This is a genomic window from Telluria sp. ZT3P39, assembly GCF_059685935.1.
In genome coordinates, this window is record NZ_JCASIH010000023.1 from 1 (window position 1) to 14017 (window position 14017).

A 14017-nucleotide genomic window follows, 5' to 3' on the forward strand; every position below is an offset into this window, starting at 1 on the left:
CATCGAACTGAATGTCTACCGACCCGGCCGAAAGTTCGACCGGGTCACCAAAGCCAAACCGCAACGTTATCCCGAACGCCGACTCCGACGATCACAGCCTTAACTTAACGGCATTAGACTCTGACCCTAATTGTTGTTCAATTGCGCTTATGAACGGAGGCTGATGGTCGGGTACATGACGCATGCAGCCCTGCAATCTTTCTCGATAATTCAACTCTGACCCCAATAGGGGTCAGGGGGTTTCCAGGATTGCCTCGCCGTTGTTTTGGCGGGTCAGCGCTGCGACGACGGCTTCCTTGTCGAGGGGGCGGAAGTAGAAATAGCCTTGGACGAAGTCGCTGCCCATTTCGCGCAGGATGTTGACTTCGGCCTTGGTTTCGACGCCTTCGGCCACCACGTCCAGGCCCATCGAGCGCGCCAGCATCACGACCACTTCGGCAATCTGGCGCTTGTCGCCGTGGGTGTCCATGGCGCTCACGAACGAGCGGTCGATCTTCAGGGTGTCGATCGGCAGGCGGCGCAGATGGCTCAGGGACGAGTAGCCGGTGCCGAAATCGTCCAGGCTCAAACGCACGCCCAGGGACTTGAGCTGCTTGAAGATCGCCAGCGCATGCTCGGGATCGGCCATCACGGCGCTTTCCGTCAGCTCGAGCTTGAGGCTGTCCGCGGCGATGCCCGTCTCGCGCAATACCCGCGTGACCACCTCCACCAGCTTGCCGCCGTTGAGCTGCACCGCCGAGACGTTCACGCTCATGCTCAGGATGGAGGCGCTGGTTTGTTGCCACACGCTGAGCGCGCGGCAGGCTTCGCCCAGCACCCAGGCGCCGATTTCCGCGATCAGTCCGATCTCTTCGGCCACCGGGATGAATTCCACCGGCGAGATCATGCCCAGCACCGGATGGCGCCAGCGCAGCAGGGCCTCGAAGCCGCGGATCACGCCGTCCTGCGGCGAGACGATCGGCTGGTATTGCACGAACAGCTGGCCGGCCCCGAGGGCCAGGCGCAGCTCGGCTTCGAGCGTGAGGCGGCGCAGCGCGCCTTCCTGCATGGTCTGGTCGAACATCATCCAGCGCGCGCGCCCGTTCTGCTTGGCGTGGTACATCGCGATGTCGGCGTCGCGCAGCATCACCTGTACGTCGCTGTAGCCGCTGCTGCTCAGGGCGATGCCGATGCTGGCCGTGACATATACCTGCTGATGCCCGACTTGCAGCGGCGCGGCCAGCGCCTGCAGCAGGCGCTCGGCGACGCGGATCGGAGTCGCGGCGCCGTTGATGTTATCGAGCAGGATGGTGAACTCGTCGCCGCCCAGGCGCGAGACGACGTGGCCGTCCTCGCCCACGGCATCGCGCGCAATCAGGTCGTTCTGGCGCAGGCAGGCCGTCAGGCGCCGCGCGGTAGCGACGATCACCTGGTCGCCGGCCTGGTGCCCGAGCCCGTCGTTGATCGCCTTGAACCGGTCCAGGTCGACGAACAGCACCGCGAACTGGTAGGACGGGATGCGCTGCGCGCGCACCATGAAGTGTTCCAGCCGGTCGAGGAAGAGCTTGCGGTTGCCCAGCGCCGTGAGCGGGTCGTGCAGGGCGTCGTGCAGCAGGCGTTCCTGCGCGCGGCGCCGTTCGATCACGCGCCCGAGCTGGGTCCCGACCTGGGCCATCAAGCGCAGCATCGAGTCGTCCGGCGCTTGCTGCTCGCGGCTGAAGAATTCGAGTATGGCCACCACTTCGCTCCCGATCACGACCGGGAAGGCAAACAGCGAGGACAGTCCCAGCTGCGCCAGCAGCGGCATGCGCGGAAAGGCCGCTTCGTCCGGCGCGCCGACGTTGGCCCAGGCCGGGGCGCCGGTGTCGAGCACGCGGCCGGGCAGGCCGACGCCTTCGGAAAAAGCGAGGTCCTCGCTCAGGGTACGCAGCTGGTCGAACTGGCCGGGACTGGCGTCATGCCAGATGCGGGTGGAGTCGAGCGGCTCTCCCGCGCCGTGGCCGCGCACCAGCAGCAGGTGGCCGAGCGGCCACTCGGTGTAACGGCACACCGCGGCGAGCGCGCGGCGCATGGCGTCTTCGACGCTGGCTGCCTCGTTGGCGGCCACCGCGATGTGTTCGAGCAGGGCGATCTCCTGCTGGCGCTGGAACAAGTCGCGCAGCCCGCGCTCGGCGATGGCTTCGGCTTCCTGGCGCGCGGCGATCTCGCGCTTGAGGCGCCGCTGGAGGCGCGCGATCTCGGGGTCCGGCGTGGCCGCATCGAGGGCCGGGACGACAACAGGATTCACTGCTTGAAGCTGACGTGGAAGACGCATTTGCCGGCGCCGTCGTGCATGCACTCGGTCTGGCTGATCGCGGCCTGCTCGTGATAGTGCGCGGCCGCCCCCTGCATGAAGCCTTCGGCCAGCGCGCACAGGCGGCGCGCCGAGTTGTAGCCGATGACCAGGGTCTCGCTGTCGCTGGTGTCGAAATCGAACACCGGCGGCGTAGCACCCGGATACAGCTTGCGCACCTCCGGATGAATCAGGCTGTTGAGGGTCAGCAGGAAGCTGCGGGTAGAGGTATGGCTGGCGAAGAAGCTGGGATAGCGCGCCTGCAGCAGCGGCATGGCGCTCTGCCCGAACCAGCGCAGGACGTCCTGCGGCGGGATGTTCAGGGCCCTGGACGCCACCTCGACCAGGCGCACCACTTCGGCATCGTCATAGCTGCCGAGCGAGGTATAGGCGCCATCCAGGCCGGCGTCGTCCAGCAGGCGGTCCCAGGTCGCTTCGCCAAAATCCTTGCTGACCGCCTCTTCGAGCAGGTTGAATACAATGCCCTTCATGTTGCCTCCCACGTAAAATTTGCGTCAATTCTACAGGCAGAAAGTCACGCATATCCACCAGGAAACTATCTGATTGTCGAAATCGACGAGGCAGTAGTCAAAGTGTTGAAAGAAGGCAACAGTATTGCCGCTTTCATCATGGCTAGTACTCGCGGCGGTCCGGCTTGATCTCTTGCAGGATGGTCGTGGCGATCTCTTCGATCGACTTGGTGGTGGACGACAGCCAGCGTACGCCTTCGCGCCGCATCATCGCTTCCGCCTCGTTGACCTCGTAGCGGCAGTTCTCGATCGACGCATACTTGCTGCCCGCGCGCCGCTCGTTCCGAATCTGCGAGAGGCGCTCGGGCGTGATCGTCAGCCCGAACAGTTTCGATTTGAACGGCGGCAGCCCGGACGGCAGCTTGCCGCGCTCGAAGTCGTCCGGGATCAGGGGATAGTTGGCGGCCTTGAGCCCATACTGCATCGCCAGATAGAGGCTGGTCGGGGTCTTGCCCGAGCGCGACACGCCGACCAGGATCACGTCGGCCTCGGCCAGGTTCTTGTGCGACTGACCGTCGTCATGGGCGAGCGAAAAGTTGATCGCTTCGATACGGTTCTTGTACTCCTCGGTGTCCACTGCATTGTGGATGCGCCCGATCGTGTGCGTGGATTTGACGCCCAGTTCCTGCTCCAGCGGCGAGACGAAGGTCTGGAACAGGTCCATGTGCATGCCCCTGGCCGCGCGGATCACGCTCGAGAGGTCGTGCTTGACCAGGGTCGAGAACACGATGGGGCGCTGGCCGTCGCGCTCGAAGCTGTCGTTGATGCGCCGCGCCGCCTCATGCGCTTTCTCGATCGAATCGATGAAGGGCAGGCGGATCTGGCGGAAACGCATTTCGAACTGGCTCAGCACCGCGTGGCCGAAGGTCTCGGCGGTGATGCCGGTGCCGTCCGAGACGAAGAAGACGGTGCGCGCGGACGGTGGGGAGCTTGGTGGCGGGGCAAGGCTGGTTTCAGCGGTCATGGTGTCTTATTGCTAAGCTTTGGTGACATAGTTGCAGCGAATTCACCCCGTCACAGGGTAAAATGTTTGGCAACAGGAGCTGCATTGTGCTGCACGACGGCCAGAATAACAAGAACGCCCCGTCCCCGGCACTGCATGGATCCGCAAAGGTTTCTATCATCAAGTAAGGGTGTTTCACCATGACTAACCTGTCTGTAGCAGCATTGAGGGAGCCGGACCAAACGACGCGCACCTATGTCGCATCGTTCGAGAACCTGCGCATGACCGATGTCGAATCGGTAGGCGGCAAGAACGCCTCGCTGGGCGAGATGATCAGCCAGCTGGCCGGCGCCGGCGTGCGCGTGCCGGGCGGCTTTGCCACCACGGCCGACGCCTTCCGCGATTTCCTCGACCACAGCATCGATGGCGGCCCGTCCTTGGGCGACCGCATCGCCACCCGCCTCGAGGGCCTGGACATCGACGACGTGCGTTCGCTCGCGCTGGCCGGCGCCGAGATCCGCCAGTGGATCGTCGCCACCCCTTTCCAGCCGCGTCTCGAACAAGAAATCCGCGCCTATTACGAGCGCCTGGTCGAAGGTTCCGAGACCGAAGTCTCGTTCGCGGTGCGCTCGTCGGCCACCGCGGAAGACCTGCCGGACGCTTCGTTCGCAGGCCAGCAGGAATCCTTCCTGAACGTGGTCGGCATCGACAACGTGCTGGAAGCGATGAAGCACGTCTTCGCCTCGCTGTATAACGACCGCGCGATTTCCTACCGCGTCCACAAGGGCTTCACCCACGCCGAAGTGGCGCTGTCGGCCGGCGTGCAGCGCATGGTCCGCTCCGACACCGGCGCCTCGGGCGTGATGTTCACGATCGACACCGAATCGGGCTTCAAGGACGTGGTGTTCGTCACCTCGAGCTATGGCCTGGGCGAGACCGTGGTGCAGGGCGCCGTCAATCCGGACGAGTTCTACGTCCACAAGCCGATGCTCGCGCAGGGCAAGTCGCCGGTCATCCGCCGCAACATCGGCTCGAAACTGATCAAGATGGAATTCACCAGCGAGGCCAAGGCCGGCCGCTCGGTGAAAACCGTCGACGTGCCGATCGAGATGCGCAACCGCTACTCGCTGGTCGATTCCGAAGTGGTCGAGCTGGCGAAGTACGCCGTCATCATCGAGAACCACTACGGCCGTCCGATGGACATCGAGTGGGGCAAGGACGGCCGCGACGGCAAGCTGTACATCCTGCAGGCGCGCCCGGAAACCGTGAAGTCGCAGCAAAAGGCCACCGACGCGCAACAGCGCTTCAGCCTGAAGGGTTCCAGCACCGTGCTCACGTCGGGACGTGCCATCGGCCAGAAGATCGGCGCCGGTCCCGTGCGCGTGATCACCGACCCGGCCGACATGGAACGCGTGCAGCCGGGCGACGTGCTGGTAGCCGACATGACCGACCCGAACTGGGAGCCGGTGATGAAGCGCGCCGCCGCCATCGTCACCAACCGCGGTGGCCGCACCTGCCACGCGGCGATCATCGCGCGTGAACTGGGCGTGCCGGCCGTCGTCGGCTGCGGCGACGCCACCGAGGTGCTCAAGGACGGCACGTTTGTCACGGTCTCCTGCGCCGAGGGCGACGAAGGCCGCATCTACGACGGCCTGCTCGAAACCGAGATCACCGAAGTCTCGCGCGGCGAACTGCCGCCGATCAAGACCAAGATCATGCTCAACGTCGGCAACCCGCAGCTGGCCTTCGATTTCCAGTCGGTGCCGAACAACGGCGTCGGCCTGGCGCGACTCGAGTTCATCATCAACAACAACATCGGCGTGCACCCGAAGGCCATCCTCGAGTACCCGAACATCGATGCAGACCTGAAGAAGGCGGTGGAGTCGGTCGCACGCGGCCACGCCTCGCCGCGCGCCTTCTACGTCGACAAACTGGCCGAAGGCGTGGCCACCATCGCCGCGGCCTTCTGGCCCAAGCCGGTGATCGTGCGCCTGTCGGACTTCAAATCGAACGAGTACAAGAAGCTGATCGGCGGTTCGCGCTACGAGCCGGACGAAGAAAACCCGATGCTGGGCTTCCGCGGCGCCGCGCGCTACCTGGCCGAAGACTTCGCCGAAGCCTTCGAGATGGAATGCACTGCCATGAAGCGCGTGCGCAACGACATGGGCCTGACCAACGTCGAGCTGATGATCCCGTTCGTGCGCACCCTGGGGCAGGCCGAGAAGGTCATCGAGCTGCTGGCCAAGAATGGCCTCAAGCGCGGCGAGAACGGCCTGCGCGTGATCATGATGTGCGAAGTGCCGTCCAACGCCATCCTGGCCGAGCAGTTCCTCGAGCACTTCGACGGCTTCTCGATCGGTTCCAACGACCTGACCCAGCTCACCCTGGGCCTGGACCGCGACTCCGGCATGGAGCTGCTGGCCAAGGACTTCGACGAGCGCGACCCGGCGGTCAAGGCGATGCTCTCGCTGGCGATCAAGGCCTGCCGCGCCAAGGGCAAGTACATCGGCATCTGCGGCCAGGGGCCGTCGGACCATCCCGACTTCGCGCAGTGGCTGGTGGAAGAGGGCATCGAGTCGATGTCGCTCAATCCAGACTCGGTGATCGATACCTGGAACAAGCTGGCGGCCATGTAAGGCAAGCCGGTGCGGGCGGTGGTCCCGCCCGCACCGGGCCGGGCTATGCGCCTGCGATAAACGTCAGGATGGATGCTCTCAGCGCGGCGTGGACCTGCTACACTGGCATCGATCACTTCCTTGCTTGAGAGCACACAATCACCAAACACCTCGACATATTCGAACCCTCGCCGCCTATGCAGGCCGCGGGGGTTTTTTACTTTTTCAAACCTGAAAGGAAGACGCCATGACCGACTGGATGGGCTGGCTGGTAGGCGCCGGCATCCTCGTGATCGCCGAACTGTTCACCGGCACCTTTTATCTCTTGATGATCGCCATCGGCCTGGCCGCCGGCGCGCTCGCCGCCTTGTCGGGTGCGAGCGGGTCGACCCAGACCTTCGCCGCCGCCGTAGTAGGCCTGGCCGCCACAGCGATCCTGCACCGCAGCCGCTTCGGGCGTCCGGCGCGCAGCGAGGCTTCGCGCGACCGCAACGTCAACCTCGACATCGGCCAGCGCATTGCGGTGAGCAGCTGGGAACACGGCCGCGCGCGCGCCATGTACCGGGGCGCGCTGTGGGACGTCGAACTCGGACCCGGCGCGCTGCCCGAAGCGGGCGAGTTCCGCATCGTCGAAGTGCTGGGCAGCCGGCTGATCGTGTCGAATGCATGAAGGCGGCGAATTCATAAGCCTGGCATCTATATCACTACTCATCTATAAGGTTAACTAATGGAACTTACGTCCGGCGTCGTCGCCCTGGTGTTCTTCATAATCGCCCTGGTCTTCATCTTCAAGACCATCAACGTCGTACCGCAACAGCACGCGCTGGTGGTCGAGCGCCTCGGCAAATTCCACGCCGTGCTCGGGCCGGGCCTGAACATCGTGGTGCCCTTCATCGACCGCGTCGCCTACAAGCACAGCCTGAAGGAAATCCCGCTCGACGTGCCGCCCCAGGTCTGCATCACGCGCGACAACACCCAGCTGCAGGTGGACGGCATCCTGTACTTCCAGGTGACCGATGCTATGCGCGCGTCCTACGGCTCGTCGAACTACATCCAGGCCATCACCCAGCTGGCGCAAACCACGCTGCGTTCCGTGATCGGCAAGATGGAGCTCGACAAGACGTTTGAGGAGCGCGACCACATCAACACCACCATCGTCAACGCGATCGACGAATCGGCCGCCAACTGGGGCGTGAAGGTGCTGCGCTACGAGATCAAGGACCTGACCCCGCCGGCCGAGATCCTGCATTCGATGCAGCGCCAGATCACGGCCGAGCGCGAAAAGCGCGCCCTGATCGCGGCCTCCGAAGGCCGCCGCCAGGAGCAGATCAACATTGCGTCGGGCGAGCGCGAAGCCTCGATCGCCCGCTCTGAGGGCGAGCGCCAGGCGTCGATCAACCGCGCCCAGGGCGAAGCCAGCGCCATCGTCGCCCTGGCCGAGGCCAGCGCGACCGCGCTGCGCCAGGTGGGCGCGGCGATCCGCGAGCCGGGCGGCATGGATGCGGTCAACCTGCGCGTGGCCGAGCATTATGTCGACGCCTTCGGCAAGCTCGCCAAGACGAATAATTCGCTGATCGTGCCGGCGAATATGGGCGACATGAGCAGCGTGATCGCCAGCGCGCTGCAGATCGTGAAGGCCCAAAAATAATGCGGGTCGTGGTCATTACCGGGGCGTCGGATGGCATCGGCGCCGAGATGGCGCGCCAGCTCGCACGCTCATCATTGATGGCATGAACGCGCGCAAGCGCGAAGTGGTGATGACGGCCAGGGGCAAGATCGGGCGCTTCCTCAAGCTGATTGCACCGGGGGTGGTGGAGAAGATTGCGCTGGCGGCGCTCAAGCAGGACGTGCGGCCGAAGTGATGGATAGGGGGGTGCGACGGCTTGAGGAACTTGGGTCATGGCCTGCGCCGGGACCCAATCTGACCTTCGCGGCGCAAAGCAACCGATCAGAAATCCACCGTCGCCGACACCACCACGCTGCGCGGCGCCCCCAGCACCAGGTAGCCGAAGCCCGGATAGCCGCCGCTGGATGCCCAGTAATTCTTGTCCGTGACGTTATCGACGCGCGCACGCAGCGTCACGTTGCGGTCCATGAAGCGGGTCAGGTAGTTCGCACCGATGTCCAGGCGCGACCACGAAGGCAGCTTCTGGGTATTGGCCGCATCCGCATACTGGCTCGAGGTGTACAGCCCGCGCGCATTGAGCGACAGGCCTTCTACGGCCGGCACGTCCCATTCGGCGCCGAGGTTGAGCTGGGTGCCGGGCACGCCGATCGCATCCTTGCCTTCATTGAGGCCGCCGGCGGTCTTGCGTTGCTCGGCGTCGAGCACGGTCAGGCCGCCCAGCAGGCGCAGGCCGCGCGCCGGGGTGCCGAACACGCTCAGCTCCAGGCCGCGGTTGCGCTGCTCGCCATAGACGCCGAAGCGGCGGTCCTGGACGAAGGCATTCGGCTGCGAAGTCGTGAACACGGCCGCCGTCATTCCCAGCTTGCCGCTGTCGAACTTGACGCCGGCTTCCTTCTGGCGCGAGACATAGGGCGCGAACACTTCGCCCACATTCACGATGTTCGTGCCCGAAGCCACCGCCCCGCGCTGCAGCGCTTCGCTGTAGTTGGCATAGACCGACACGCCCTTTGCGGGCTTGAACACGATGCCCGCCACCGGCGTGAGTTCGCTGGCCTCGTAGTGCGCATTCGGCGCGCCGCTGCCGTAGTCATAGCCGAAATCCTTGATCTTCTGGTGGCGCGCACCGGCCGTCACCAGGAGGCGCTCGTCCATGAAGCCCAGGGTGTCGGCCACCGCGATGCTCGACAGGATTGCCTTTTGCGTCAGCAGCGGATTGGCCAGCACGCCGCCCGTGAAGAAGGCGTTCGATGGCGCGGCCGCGTCGACAGGGCGATAGATATTGGAAGCGAAGCCCGAGAAATCGCTCATCGCATAGGCATTGCGCGACTCCGAATGGAAACCTGCCGCCGAGGCGCTCAGCTTGTGGCTCACGGCGCCGGTCCGCAAGCTGTGGCGCATGCCGATCTCGCCGGTGCGGACCTTGTCTTCGCGGGTGTTGTCGAAGCGGGTCATGGTCGCGTTGCCGTTGGCCGCGGTGACGGTCGGCGAGGAGATGATGTTGGATTCATTCCCCGAGCGCAGACCCAATGCCGCCCATGCAGTCGCGCCGCCCGGCAGGTCGACTTCGCCGCGCAGGGTGCCGAAGGTATCGCGCTCGCCGGAGTAGGTCCAGGGCTGCGCGAAATTGCTGCTGCTATCCGGCGCCGCCACCATCGGCACGCCAAAGCCCAGGGTCACGCTGGGGCGGGCGCCGTGCAGCCGGTGGTCCTGGTGCCCGACGTCGGCCGACAGGCGGTAGCCGCGGCCGCGGTAATCGACGCCGACCGAATACAGGCTCAGTTCACGGCTTTCGCGGTCGACCGCCGAATCGCCGTCGCGGCGCACGGCGTTCACGCGCACGCCGAGGCGTCCGCCCTCGCCGAAGCGGCGTGCGATATCCGTCGCCACATAGCCCTGGCCGCCCGACTCGACGCCCGCCGTCACTTGCGTGAGCGGCGCGTTCGGCGCGCGCTTGGGCAGCAGGTTGATGGCCCCGCCGATGCCGCCGCCGCCGGGTGCAGCGCCGTTGACGAAACTGTTCGCGCCGCGCAGCACTTCCACGCGTTCCAGTAGCTCCGAGGCCACGAACTGGCGCGGCAGCATGCCATACAAGCCGTTATAGGCCAGGTCGTCCGAGTTCACCGCGAAGCCGCGGATCACGTACAGCTCCTGGTAGTTGCCGAAGCCGCGCGCGACGCGCACCGAGGGGTCGTTCTGCACCACGTCGGCCACGCTGCGGGCCTGCTGGTCCTGGATCAGGGCCTGGGTGTAGTTCATCGAATTGAAGGGCGTGTCCATGATGTCCACGTTGCCGAGCAGGCCGAGGCGCCCGCCCCGGGCGACCTGGCCGCCGGCATAGGCGGGTGGCAGGCCCTGGCTTGATGCGTCGGCCGAGGCGCTGACGACGACGGTGGCGATCGGTTCGGATGGTGCGGCTTGCTGGGCAAAGGCGCCGGAGGCAAGGAGGGAGGCGGCCAATGCGGCAGGGGTCAGGCGAAGCAGTTTCATCGGCAAAGCTCTTTTTCTTAATGAGAATAATTATCATTCTATCCGTTTCGGCTTGCCTGTGTAAATGAGAACGATTATTATTTGGCGGTCACAGCCACCCGTACTCCTATGTCACCCACCAAGCTGCGCCGCTGGAGCTGGATCCACAAGTGGAGCAGCCTCGTTTGCACCGTCTTCATGCTGCTGCTGTGCCTGACCGGCCTGCCGCTGATCTATCACCACGAGATCGGCCACCTGCTCGGCACCGACGTCGAAGCCCCAAGCTTGCCGGCGGCGATGGCCGCGAATCCGCCGCGCGGGAATATCGATGCGGTGCTGGCGTCGGCCAGGGCGCTCTATCCCGCAAAAATACCGATGTATATCTCGCAGGAAGCGGATGAGCCGGCGATCTGGAACGTGACCCTGGGCGACCATCCGAACGACGAGCATTACAAGCCGATCGCGGTCGATGCCCGCACCACGAAGGTCATCACCGAGCCGGCCTTCGAGGGCGGCGCCTTCATGTCGACCATGTTCCGCCTGCACGTGGACCTGTTCGCGGGCCTGTACGGCAAGCTCTTCCTCGGGTTCATGGGCTTGCTGCTGATCGTCGCCGTGGTCAGCGGGGTGGTGCTGTACGCGCCCTTCATGCGCAAGCTCGATTTCGGCAGCGTGCGCCATGAGCGCAGCCGCGTCATCAAGTGGCTGGACCTGCACAACCTGCTCGGCATCGTCACCCTGGTCTGGGTCTTCGTGGTGGGCGCGACCGGCATGGTCAATACCTGGGCCGACCTGCTGCTGAAATACTGGCAGGCCACCGAGGTCGCCGAGATGCTCGAGCCCTACGCAGGGCAGCCGCCGGTGAAGCGGATGGCCTCGATCCACGACGCCATCCTGCGCGCGGAGGCGGCCGAGCCGGGCATGAAGGTCGGCTTCGTCGCCTTCCCGGGCACGCCCTTCAGCAGCCCGCACCATTACGGCATTTTCATGCGCGGCGATGAGGCCTTCAGCGCGCGCCTGTACAAGCCCGTGCTGGTCGATGCCGCCACCGGCCAGATCACCGACCGCCGCGAGCTGCCCTGGTACCTGAGCGCGCTGCTGTTGTCGCAGCCGCTGCACTTCGGCGACTACGGCGGCCAGGCCATGAAGCTGCTGTGGGCGCTGCTCGACATCGGGACCATGATCGTGCTGGGCAGCGGGGTGTATTTGTGGTTCAAGCGCGGCCGCGCGGCGAAGAAAACAATGAAGCAGGCCGCTGCCGCGCCACACGAGGCCCCGCGGCTCGCGCGCGGCGTGGAGGCCCCATGATCCGCACACGCCGCCAGGTCTGGGGCATGCCGGTGCTGCTGGCCGTCCTCACCGTCATCGGCCTGGTGTCGGCGCTGCTGGGCGACGGCGTCTGGGACCTGGTGTCGGCAGCGAGCCTGGGCGCGCCGGTACTCGCCGGCGCGTGGTTTGGCCTGCGCCGCGCTCCCTCCAGGCGCTGAGGCTTGACGTTTAAGCATCGCTAAAGGAAGCCCGCGTATAACGATCTCCATACCAATAAGAGGAGTGTCGTCCATGAAAGGCTTCATACGCGCCAACAAGGGATTCCTGCTGTTCATGCTGCTGTTCGGCGTCTTCCGTACGGCGGTGGCCGACTGGAACCCGATCCCGTCCAGCTCCATGCGGCCCAACCTGCTGGAAGGCGACGTGGTGTTCGTGAACCGCCTGGCCTATAACGTGAAAGTGCCGCTGACCGACGTCGTGCTCGCGCGTACCGGCGAGCCCCGGCGCGGCGACGTCGTCACCTTCACTTCGCCGCAGGACGGCACCCGCCTGATCAAGCGCGTGCTGGCGCTGCCGGGCGACCGCATCGAGATGCGCAACGAGCGCCTCGTCATCAACGGCGTCGAGTCGCAGTATTCGCTGGAAGAAGTGGTGCAGGAGCCGACACCCGGCGGCCCGATGGATGCGCTGCGGATGATGGAAGCGGTGGACGGCCGCCGCCACCGCATTCAGGTCCTGCCGCAGCGCGCCGTCGCGCGCGACTTCGGGCCGGTGACCGTGCCGGCTGACGCCTTCCTCATGTTGGGCGACAACCGCGACAACAGCGCCGACTCGCGCTACATCGGCTTCGTGCCGCGCCACCTCCTGATCGGCCGCGCCGAGCGCATCCTGGTGTCGGCCGACTACCAGGGCGACTGGATGCCGCGCCCCGCGCGCTTCGGCATGTCGCTGCGCTAGGCATCCACCCTCGATTTCAAGGGCCCCTCAGACTCGTTTGCGCAAAATTCAGTACAATCCGGTCCCCCGGATGCTTGCATGTCGCAGTGCCGGTTTCTTCGATAAGGCATTTCATGCAACGACTCCTGACCACCATGCTCGCCTGCCTCGGCATGATCGGGGCACTCGCGATCGATACCTACCTGCCGTCGATGCCTGCCATCGGGGTCGAGTTCGGGGTCGGGCCGGTGGCCGTGCAGCAGACCCTCAGCGTCTTCCTGTTTACCTTCGCCTTCATGATGCTGTTCTACGGGACGCTGTCCGATTCCTTCGGCCGCCGCCCCGTGATACTTGGCGCATTGACCCTGTACACGCTGTCCTCGATCGGTGCGGCCCTGGCGCCGACCTTCGGCTGGCTGTTGATCTTCCGCGCGCTGCAAGGCCTGTCGGCCGGGGCCGGATCGGTGATCGGCCAGGCCATCGTGCAGGACCGATTCGCGGGCGCCCAGGCGCAGAAGATGATGTCGCACATCATGATGGTATTCGGCCTGGCGCCGGCCATCGCCCCGGTGCTGGGCGGCTGGCTGCACGTGACCTTCGGCTGGCGCTCGACCTTTTACTTCCTGGCCTTCTTCGGGGTGGCCATGATCCTGATGGTCTGGCGCCTGCTGCCGGAAAGCCTGCCGCGCGAGAAGCGCCAGCCTTTCCATCTCGGCACCATCGCCGCCAACTACCTGATGGTGCTGCGCAACCCGCAGTTCGTCATGCTCTCGCTCTCGCTCGGCCTGGTGTTCGGCGGCCTCTCGCTCTACATCGGCTCGGCCGCCAACTTCGTCATGGAGATCCTCGGCCTGCCGGAAACGGCCTTCGCCTGGATGTTCATCCCGCTGATCGGCGGCATGGTGGTCGGCTCGGCCTGGGGCGGCAAGCGCGCCGCGAAAGCGCCGCCGGGACGCCTGCTGTGGGTCGGCTATGCGGTGATGGCGGTCGCATCCATCCTCAACGTCGGCTACAACGCGCTGTTCCCAGCCGCCGTGCCGTGGGCGGTGCTGCCGCTGGCCGTGTTCACCTTCGGCCTGGCCGTGGCCATGCCGGGCATCCAGCTCTCGGCCATGGGCCTGTTCCCGAACAACCGCGGGCTGGCGGCGTCGATGGTCGGCTTCATCCAGATGATGTCCTTCGCGCTGGTCTCGGGACTGGTCGCGCCGCTGCTGTTCGGCAGCGCGTTCAAGCTCGCCTGCGGCGCCGCGATCGGCTGCGTGCTGAGCTTCCTGATGTGGCGCCTCAGCCGGCGCTTCGCCCAGCCGGCCGCCTGAGCGG

At 65.4% G+C, this 14017-nt stretch carries 12 protein-coding genes; 8 read left to right on the forward strand and 4 right to left on the reverse strand.

What is annotated here, in order from left to right:
• Positions 1-232: 232 nt before the first annotated feature.
• The 3 genes from AC56LR_RS17660 to ppsR form a co-directional block, all read right to left on the reverse strand.
• Positions 233-2266 carry a putative bifunctional diguanylate cyclase/phosphodiesterase gene (locus tag AC56LR_RS17660; RefSeq protein ID WP_497132179.1) on the reverse strand — a complete coding sequence of 678 codons (2034 nt, stop codon included), beginning with the start codon at positions 2264-2266 and terminating at the stop codon, positions 233-235.
• A complete protein-coding gene (locus AC56LR_RS17665; RefSeq protein WP_497132181.1) occupies positions 2263-2802 on the reverse strand; it encodes a heme NO-binding domain-containing protein in 540 nt (179 codons plus the stop codon). Before AC56LR_RS17665 ends, AC56LR_RS17660 begins: the two co-directional genes overlap by 4 nt.
• Positions 2803-2944: 142 nt before the next feature.
• Complete coding sequence (gene ppsR, locus AC56LR_RS17670; protein WP_497132183.1) at positions 2945-3805, reverse strand: posphoenolpyruvate synthetase regulatory kinase/phosphorylase PpsR; 861 nt, start codon at positions 3803-3805, stop codon at positions 2945-2947.
• 179 nt (positions 3806-3984) lie between these two features.
• Here ppsR and ppsA point away from each other — a divergent pair, with 179 nt between their 5' ends.
• From ppsA to AC56LR_RS17690, 4 genes are all read left to right on the forward strand, one after another.
• Positions 3985-6420: a phosphoenolpyruvate synthase gene (gene ppsA, locus AC56LR_RS17675; protein ID WP_497132185.1), complete on the forward strand. Its 2436-nt coding sequence runs from the start codon at positions 3985-3987 to the stop codon at positions 6418-6420.
• A 226-nt stretch (positions 6421-6646) separates the two neighbouring features.
• The gene (locus AC56LR_RS17680) at positions 6647-7069 is read left to right on the forward strand and encodes an NfeD family protein (RefSeq protein WP_497132187.1); all 423 of its coding nucleotides are present in this window, start codon (positions 6647-6649) and stop codon (positions 7067-7069) included.
• 57 nt (positions 7070-7126) lie between these two features.
• Complete coding sequence (locus AC56LR_RS17685; protein ID WP_497132190.1) at positions 7127-8047, forward strand: SPFH domain-containing protein; 921 nt, start codon at positions 7127-7129, stop codon at positions 8045-8047.
• 82 nt (positions 8048-8129) lie between these two features.
• Entirely contained in the window at positions 8130-8261 is a 132-nt protein-coding gene (locus tag AC56LR_RS17690) for a hypothetical protein (RefSeq protein ID WP_497132192.1), read from the forward strand.
• Positions 8262-8347: 86 nt separating this feature from the next.
• On the opposite strand, the gene AC56LR_RS17695 is transcribed toward AC56LR_RS17690, so the two are convergent.
• Positions 8348-10513: a TonB-dependent receptor gene (locus tag AC56LR_RS17695; RefSeq protein ID WP_497132193.1), complete on the reverse strand. Its 2166-nt coding sequence runs from the start codon at positions 10511-10513 to the stop codon at positions 8348-8350.
• A 108-nt stretch (positions 10514-10621) separates the two neighbouring features.
• Here AC56LR_RS17695 and AC56LR_RS17700 point away from each other — a divergent pair, with 108 nt between their 5' ends.
• The 4 genes from AC56LR_RS17700 (at position 10622) to AC56LR_RS17715 (ending at position 14013) form a co-directional block, all read left to right on the forward strand.
• Complete coding sequence (locus tag AC56LR_RS17700; protein ID WP_497132195.1) at positions 10622-11800, forward strand: PepSY-associated TM helix domain-containing protein; 1179 nt, start codon at positions 10622-10624, stop codon at positions 11798-11800.
• On the forward strand, positions 11797-11979 hold the full coding sequence (locus AC56LR_RS17705) for a hypothetical protein (protein ID WP_497132197.1): 183 nt from the start codon (positions 11797-11799) through the stop codon (positions 11977-11979). Before AC56LR_RS17700 ends, AC56LR_RS17705 begins: the two co-directional genes overlap by 4 nt.
• 73 nt (positions 11980-12052) lie before the next feature.
• Positions 12053-12718 carry a signal peptidase I gene (gene lepB, locus AC56LR_RS17710; RefSeq protein WP_497132199.1) on the forward strand — a complete coding sequence of 222 codons (666 nt, stop codon included), beginning with the start codon at positions 12053-12055 and terminating at the stop codon, positions 12716-12718.
• A gap of 113 nt (positions 12719-12831) precedes the next feature.
• On the forward strand, positions 12832-14013 hold the full coding sequence (locus tag AC56LR_RS17715; RefSeq protein ID WP_497132200.1) for a multidrug effflux MFS transporter: 1182 nt from the start codon (positions 12832-12834) through the stop codon (positions 14011-14013).
• Positions 14014-14017 lie beyond the last annotated feature (4 nt).

Excerpts from the sequence above, each read along its gene's own strand:
- AC56LR_RS17665 (WP_497132181.1), bottom strand. The coding sequence starts at position 2,802 with ATGAAGGGCATTGTATTCAACCTGCTCGAAGAGGCGGTCAGCAAGGAT.
- ppsR (WP_497132183.1), bottom strand. The coding sequence starts at position 3,805 with ATGACCGCTGAAACCAGCCTTGCCCCGCCACCAAGCTCCCCACCGTCC.
- ppsA (WP_497132185.1), top strand. The coding sequence starts at position 3,985 with ATGACTAACCTGTCTGTAGCAGCATTGAGGGAGCCGGACCAAACGACG.
- AC56LR_RS17680 (WP_497132187.1), top strand. The coding sequence starts at position 6,647 with ATGACCGACTGGATGGGCTGGCTGGTAGGCGCCGGCATCCTCGTGATC.
- AC56LR_RS17685 (WP_497132190.1), top strand. The coding sequence starts at position 7,127 with ATGGAACTTACGTCCGGCGTCGTCGCCCTGGTGTTCTTCATAATCGCC.
- AC56LR_RS17690 (WP_497132192.1), top strand. The coding sequence starts at position 8,130 with ATGAACGCGCGCAAGCGCGAAGTGGTGATGACGGCCAGGGGCAAGATC.
- AC56LR_RS17695 (WP_497132193.1), bottom strand. The coding sequence starts at position 10,513 with ATGAAACTGCTTCGCCTGACCCCTGCCGCATTGGCCGCCTCCCTCCTT.
- AC56LR_RS17700 (WP_497132195.1), top strand. The coding sequence starts at position 10,622 with ATGTCACCCACCAAGCTGCGCCGCTGGAGCTGGATCCACAAGTGGAGC.
- AC56LR_RS17705 (WP_497132197.1), top strand. The coding sequence starts at position 11,797 with ATGATCCGCACACGCCGCCAGGTCTGGGGCATGCCGGTGCTGCTGGCC.
- lepB (WP_497132199.1), top strand. The coding sequence starts at position 12,053 with ATGAAAGGCTTCATACGCGCCAACAAGGGATTCCTGCTGTTCATGCTG.
- AC56LR_RS17715 (WP_497132200.1), top strand. The coding sequence starts at position 12,832 with ATGCAACGACTCCTGACCACCATGCTCGCCTGCCTCGGCATGATCGGG.